Below are 7,137 nucleotides of genomic sequence, written 5' to 3'. Positions count from 1 at the left end.
ATGCCGCCACCGAGCGCGACGCGGCTTGCGCGGCGCGCCTGCGCGCCGACGGCCTGGAAGCCTTCATGGATTTCTGGGAGCAGCTGCCCCTGTTCGCCAGCCAGCGCGACCTGCCGCCGGACGTGCGCGAGCGCCTGCGCGCCGGGCGCATGGCGAACGACGCCGAGGCTCTTGCGCGCACGTTCGAGCAAGCCGGCCAGCACGTCATGCCCTCGCGTGCGGAAACGCTCGAAACGCTCGACGTCCTGCGCGCCGGCGACACGCCGCTGCTCTACCTGGCGGGCGAGCGCGACGAGAAGTACCGCGCCCTCGCAGCTCAAGCTGCCGAAGCGGGTGCGACGGTCCGCATCATTCCCGGCGCGGGCCATAACGCCCACCTGGAAGCCCCCGCCACCTTTGCCAAGGAAGTAGCGTCGTTTCTGAGGAAATGACGCAAGGAGCCGGATGGACGGCGCGTTGGGCTGCCGCCGATGCAAGCCGGAGCGCCGAGCGCCCGCTTCCGATTCGCGTGAGAAACGATGGCAAAGCGCGCGGAATCCGTATTGGAAAAGGAGGCAAGAAACGTGGAATGCGCGTGGGAACGGCGTTGGAACCGCGCAAGATCGGGAAGGTTTTCCATGGTGATGCGCGCCATGGAAACGTAGAACGGGCTCGCTATACTGAGAAGCACGGATTCGATCCGGCGGCTTGGTGCCTCTCCCTCTCAATATTCTAGATGATTGGAGGTGATGACCATGACCGTTTTGGGGATTGCTTCGTTGGTGATTTTGCTCTTGGAGTTCGCTACCCGCGTCATCGAGCTGTTTCTGGTGATAAGGAGCGCGCTCCTAACCCGTAGGGGAAAGGAGCGCCACAAGTAAACCCAAACCGCCGAAGCGATCCGAGAGCCGTGGGGAGTACACGCTCCCTGCGGCTCGCCCTTATTATACAAAACGGTCCACTATTCGCAAGAAGAGTTTCGGGCCGATTCGCGAGTTGCGCTGGCTGCGAAACGGTTTCGCTCCTCGCCTCTTGTCGAGGTTGCGTTACAGCCTGTCTCTGGTCGTTCCCGAACGAGTATAATGACGCGGCAAGAAACGAACGAGGCGAAATGAGACATTGGCCCGTCCCTTTGTCTCATTTTCCAGGAGCAGGAGGCATCATGGCCGATCTCGAAGGCGGAACAGCCCTTTCCCTCGACCGTCATCTGGGCGCGTCGGACACCGCCGAGGCTATCGAATCCTACACGGAGATCGAGATCCCCGAGAGCCTGCGCGACAACCTCGTGTTGTTTCTCCGCATGGAGCGAAAGGTGCTCAAGGAGTACGATCCGGCCGTCTGCGCTCTCTTCGACCGTCTGTTCAACAGCATGATCAGGGCGAACGAGGGCAACCCGGGCACCGTCGCCGCAGACGAGCCCACCGATGCCCAGGGCATCCCCACGGCCGACACCGAGGGCGCGCGGGCGTTCCGCGAGGCCGTCGAGCTCATCGACGCGTTGCCGGTCGACCAAGCGCAAGTGGTGGTGCGCGCGTTCGCGTCGTTCTTCCATCTGGCGAACCTTTCCGAGGAGAACTACCGCGTGGAAACGCTGCGCGAGTTGGAGCGCAACGTGTCGATGGAGTCGGCCGTGGACACATCGAACGAGCTGGTGGTGGCGTACGGCCACCTACTGGACGAGGTGGGCCCCGAACGCACGGCCGAGCTGCTGGGCCGCTTGGAATTCCACCCCGTGTTCACCGCGCACCCCACCGAGGCGCGCCGCAAAGCGGTGGAGGGCAAGATCCGCCGTATCGCCGCGTTGCTGGACGAGCATCCCTACCTGGGCGGATCGGCTCTCCTGGAGAACGAGCGCCACATGCTGCAGGAGATCGACGCGCTCGTGCGCACCTCGCCCACCGAGCTCAAGAAGCCCACGCCCCTGGAAGAGGCCGACACCATCATCGACATCTTCGACAACACGCTGTTCGATACAGTGCCGCAGGTGTACCGGCGTTTCGACGACTGGGTGCTGGGCGAGGACGCCGGCAGCGTGCCGCCCGTGTGCCCGGCGTTCTTCCGTCCGGGCAGCTGGATCGGGTCGGACCGCGACGGGAACCCGAACGTCACCGCGAAGGTGTCGCGCCGCGTGGCGGCGAAGTACTTCGCGCATATGGTGGCCAAGCTGGCCCAAGAATGCCGCAACATCGGGCGCAACCTCACGCTGGAGTCGCGGTACACCGCGCCCTCGGAAGAGCTTATGAACCTGTGGAGCCATCTCGTGGAGATGAGCGAGACGCTGACGGGACGGGTGGCCGACGACCTGGGCTTCGAGCCGCACCGCGCCGTCATGCTGGTGATGGCCGCACGCCTCGAGGGCACCGTGGCGCGCAACGCCGACATCATGTACCTGTCGCCCGAAGAGCTGCTGGCCGACCTGCGCACGGTGCAGGACTCGCTCGCGCGCGCCGGTGCCGCACGCGCCGCGTACGGGCCCGTGCAAACGCTGATATGGCAGGTTGAGACGTTCGGGTTCCATATGGTGGAAATGGAGTTCCGCCAGCACTCGCTCGTGCACGAACGCGCGCTGGCCGATATCCGCGCCCATGGCGTGCTGGGCAAGCTCGACCCCATGACGCGCGAGGTGCTGGACACGTTCCGCGCCATCGGCGCCATCCAGAAGCGCTACGGGCAGAAGATGGCTCGACGCTACATCGTGTCGTTCACCAAGAGCGCTCGGCACATGGCCGACGTCTACGAGCTGGCAGAGCTCGCATTCTCGCACGCGCAGGACGTGCCCGAGCTGGACGTGATTCCCTTGTTCGAGCAGCTGGAGGACTTGGAGAACTGCGTCACCGTGCTGGACGGGATGCTGCAGCTGCCGGCCGTGCAGCGCCGCCTGGCGCAGACAGGGCGGCGCATGGAGGTCATGCTGGGCTACTCGGACTCTTCGAAGGACGCCGGCCCCGTCACCGCCACGCTCGCCCTGCATTCCGCGCAGGAGCGCATCGCCCGCTGGGCCGAGGAGCGCGGCATCGACGTCGTGCTCATGCACGGTCGCGGCGGCGCGGTGGGCCGCGGGGGCGGGCCGGCGAACCGCGCGGTGCTCGCGCAGCCGAAGGGGTCGGTGAACTGCCGATTCAAGGTGACCGAGCAGGGCGAGGTCATCTTCGCACGTTACGGCAACCGCTCGCTTGCGCTACGCCATATCGAAAGCGTCGCGGCGGCCACGCTCATGAACTCGGCGCCGTCGGTCGAGCGCGTCAACACCGAGGCATCCGTACGCTTCTCCGATGTGGCCGCGCGTTTGAACGAAGCCGCCTACGAGCGCTATCTGGATCTGCTGCATACCGACGGCTTCGCGCCGTGGTTCTCCACCGTCACGCCTTTGGCCGAAGTGGGCCTGCTGCCCATCGGCAGCCGTCCTGCCAAGCGCGGCTTGGGCGCCCAATCGCTTGATGACCTGCGCACCATCCCGTGGGTGTTCTCGTGGTCGCAGGCGCGCATCAACCTGGCTGCGTGGTACGGCCTGGGAGCGGCGTGCGAACGGGTGGGTGACCTGGAGCTTCTGCAGCGCGCGTATCGCGAATGGCCTCTGTTCGCCACGTTCGTCGACAACGTGGAGATGTCCATCGCCAAAACCGACGCGCGTATTGCGAAGATGTACTTGGCGCTGGGCGACCGCGACGACCTGGCTCAGGCGGTGTTCGACGAGATGCAGCTGACGCGTTCGTGGGCGCTGGCCATCGTGGGAGACGAGTGGCCGCTGCAGCACCGCCGCGTGCTTGGTTGCGCCATCCGCGTGCGCAACCCTTACGTGGACGCGCTCTCGCTTGCCCAAGTGCGCGCGTTGCGCGTGATCCGAAACCGACAGGAAGAGCTTTCGGACGAGGTCAAGACCGAGTATCTGGGGCTCATCCTGGCCACCGTGACCGGGGTTTCCGCCGGCCTGCAGAACACGGGGTAGCGCTCGCTTCAACCATTGGCGAAGTGTACCTGATCTTTCCGGAGAAATTTTGCTTTGAGGTGCGAAAACGCGCGATACGCGCTACTATAGGGAACATCTAGTCGGAGATCCCCTTCTACACACGGCGCAGCCGCTTCTCACGGCGCGCGACGAAAGGACGGCCATGGGCGACATTGCGTGGCAGGCGGGCAAGGCGTACCGCGAGATCATCTACGAAACAGCAGGCGGCATCGCCAAGATCAGCATCAATCGGCCCGAGCGACGCAACGCGTTCACCCCGCTCACCGTCACCGAGCTGTACGACGCGTTCAGCGAGGCGCGCGACGACGCGTCCGTCGGCGTCATCATCCTGACCGGCGTCAACCACGGCGGCCGCCATGAGGACGAGGCGTTCTGCTCCGGCGGAGACCAGAAGATCCGCGGCAACGGCGGCTACGTGGGCGAGGACAACATCCCGCGCCTCAACGTGCTGGACTTGCAGCGCCTTATCCGCGTGGTGCCCAAGCCCGTCATTGCCATGGTGAACGGCTATGCCATCGGCGGCGGGCACGTGCTGCACATCTTGTGCGACCTCTCCATCGCCGCCGAGACTGCCAAGTTCGGCCAGACGGGCCCGAAGGTGGGCAGCTTCGACGCCGGGTACGGCGCGGGCTATCTGGCGAACATCGTGGGCCAGAAGAAGGCGCGCGAGATCTGGTATCTCTGCCGCCAGTACACGGCTGCCGAGGCGCTTGAGATGGGCCTGGTCAACAAAGTGGTTCCCTTCGAGGATCTGGAAGCGGAGTGCGTGAGCTGGGCGCAGGAGATGCTGGAGTTCAGCCCCACGGCGCTGCGCTTCATGAAGGCGTCGTTCAACGCGGCGACGGACGGGCTTGCGGGTATCCAGCAGCTCGCCGGCGACGCCACGCTTCTGTACTACACCACCGACGAGGCGAAGGAGGGTCGCGACGCGTTCAAGGAGAAGCGCGCTCCCGACTTCACCCAGTTCCCCAAGTTTCCGTAAGATCGCACGTCTGGCAGGCGGCAACCGAAAGGCAGGAATCCGGCAGCGATGATCGGTGCGTTCGAGAGCACGGTGCGACAGTTCCCGCAGCGCACGTGCTTCACGTACGTTGACGAAGCGGGCAACGAGACGGCGTACTCGTATCGCGAGACGCGCATGCTGTCCGCTGCGCTCGCGCGGCTCTTGCTGGACCGCGGCGTGCGTCCGGGCGATTGCGTCGCCGTGGATCTGCCGAACGATCCGGCGTACGTGCTGGTCATGCTGGCTGCCGCGTATGGCGGCTTCGCGTTGGTCGCGCTCAACAACCGCCTGACCGATGCCGAGAAGTACAGTCGGTTGCTGGACATCGACCGCAAGCCCGGTGTGTCGCTGGCTTCGTTGCGCGTCGATGCGACCAACGTGTCGCGCCTGTTGGAAGGCGCGAAGGCCATGTTGACGGGCGAGATGGCCGCACCGTCCGCCGTCCGTGCGACGGGGCGCGGCGTGCGCCCTAGCTTCGCCGCCCGCGTGAACGCGGCGTCCGCCGAGCCCCGCACTACGAAGGCGCTCGGCCGCGCCAGCTCGGGCCGCGCGTCGCTGCGCCGTCGCAGCGAAGTGGCGCAGCAGGATGCTGCCGAGAGTGTCATCCACTTCGCCGAACACGCCGCGCACGTGTTCGACTTCGACGCCCGCGCCGTGGTCATGTTCACGTCGGGCACCACGGGGCGTGCGAAGGCCGTATCGCTGACGTGGGGAAACATCTGTTTCGCATCCGAAGCGTCCAACCGGACGCTCAATCGTCGCGGCGAGGGCATGTGGCAGGCGGTGCTGCCGCTCTACCATATCGGCGGTTTCCAGGTCGTCGTGCGCAGCGTGCTGAACGGCAGCCCGTTCGTGCTGTACCGCCGCTTCGACGCCGTCCGTCTGCTGTCCGACGCGGCGAAGAAGGGCGCGACGCACGTGTCGGTGGTCGATAAGATGCTGCAGGACATGGTGGCCGCGGACAAGCCGGAAACGCTCGCGCGCTACTCCTGCATCCTGCTGGGCGGCGGCGCGCTCAACCCGCAGACGCTCGATCGCGCGTGCCGTGCGGGCGCGCGCGTGTACGCAAGCTACGGCATGACCGAGACGTCCAGCCAAATCGCCCACGCCCAGGTGACGGTTTCGTTCACCGGCGGCTTGCGCCTGCTGCCCGGCTACGAGGCGCATATCGTGGATCCCGGCGACGACGGGTTCGGCCGCCTGGCCGTGAAGGGCCCGGGCCTGTTCGGCGGCTACCTGAACGCGCGCGCCGCGTACACGGTGGACGGCTTCTTCCTGACGGGGGACACGGCGGCGCTGTACGGCGGCAAGCTGTTCGTGAAGGAGCGCACCGAGGACATGTTCGTGTCGGGCGGCGAGAACGTGTACCCGGCCGAGATCAAGGAGAAGCTGCTGCGCGTGGCCGGGGTATCCGACGCCCACGTGTTCGGCGCGCCCGACGCCCGCTGGGGAAGACGGCCTGTTGCGTTCGTCGAGCGCGAGAAAGCGCCCGCGCCGCGTCCGAGGGCGAGCCGCTACGCGCAGCGGACGCAAGCGCAGACGCAGGCGGATCAGCTCGCATCCCTGACGAACCGTCAGCTGGCGTCGTACGTTCGCACCAGCTTGGCGCCGCGCCTGTCGAAGCTGTACCTGCCGAAGCACGTGTGCGTGCTCGACGAGTTCCCGCGCACGGGCATCGGGAAAATCGACCGCGTCGCGCTCGAGCGGCGCTACGACCAGCGCATCGAGGTGGCGCGCGTCACGCTGCACCGCATCCGGCTGCCGTTCAAAACGCCGTTCAAAACAGCCAAGGCCACTCTGACGCATCGCGAGTCGATCATCGTCGAAGTGACGGATCATGCCGGTCGCACGGGGCTGGGCGAGTGCGTGGCGTTTCCGACGGATTGGTATCTGCCGGAAACGCTCGACCAGGACGCGCGCATCCTCCACGACGTTCTGGCTCCGATCGTGCTGCGCGAGGCGTTCCTGCATCCCAGCGAGGCGAGCGCCGCCTTCGCCGCCGTTCCCGAGGCGAAGGCGTTTCCGTTGGCATGCGGCGCGCTCGAGCCTGCGCTGTGGGACCTGTACGGCAAGATCGTCGGCAAGCCGCTATGGCAGCTGATCGGCGGGGCTGCGAACGCCGCGACCGCGGGCGCTTCGGCATCCGTGCCGGCCGGCGCGGCGATCGGGCTGGGCTCCGCGGTCGAGA

The 7,137-nt window shown here is 66.4% G+C and carries 4 protein-coding genes; all 4 read left to right on the top strand.

The features are described from left to right. A partial coding sequence (locus HMPREF1023_RS06160) for an alpha/beta fold hydrolase (protein WP_156788370.1) occupies nt 1-431 on the top strand: 431 nt, incomplete at its 5' end. 710 nt (nt 432-1,141) lie between these two features. Next, the gene (locus HMPREF1023_RS06155) at nt 1,142-3,925 is read left to right on the top strand and encodes a phosphoenolpyruvate carboxylase (RefSeq protein WP_009305330.1); all 2,784 of its coding nucleotides are present in this window, start codon (nt 1,142-1,144) and stop codon (nt 3,923-3,925) included. Between the two features lie 163 nt (nt 3,926-4,088). Beyond that, on the top strand, nt 4,089-4,928 hold the full coding sequence (gene menB, locus HMPREF1023_RS06150) for a 1,4-dihydroxy-2-naphthoyl-CoA synthase (protein ID WP_009305329.1): 840 nt from the start codon (nt 4,089-4,091) through the stop codon (nt 4,926-4,928). 48 nt (nt 4,929-4,976) lie between these two features. After that, nucleotides 4,977-7,137 (top strand): AMP-binding protein (locus HMPREF1023_RS06145; protein WP_009305328.1); only part of this gene is annotated, 2,161 nt, incomplete at its 3' end.

Origin of the sequence: Eggerthella sp. 1_3_56FAA (assembly GCF_000185625.1) — a bacterium.
Lineage (GTDB): Bacteria > Actinomycetota > Coriobacteriia > Coriobacteriales > Eggerthellaceae > Eggerthella > Eggerthella lenta.
Note: the sequence above shows the minus strand (reverse complement) of the source record. Positions and strands in the feature narration are given on the sequence as shown.

What these genes read in the sequence shown, in the direction of transcription:
- menB (WP_009305329.1), top strand. Translation starts at nt 4,089, where the DNA reads ATGGGCGACATTGCGTGGCAGGCGGGCAAGGCGTACCGCGAGATCATC.
- HMPREF1023_RS06155 (WP_009305330.1), top strand. Translation starts at nt 1,142, where the DNA reads ATGGCCGATCTCGAAGGCGGAACAGCCCTTTCCCTCGACCGTCATCTG.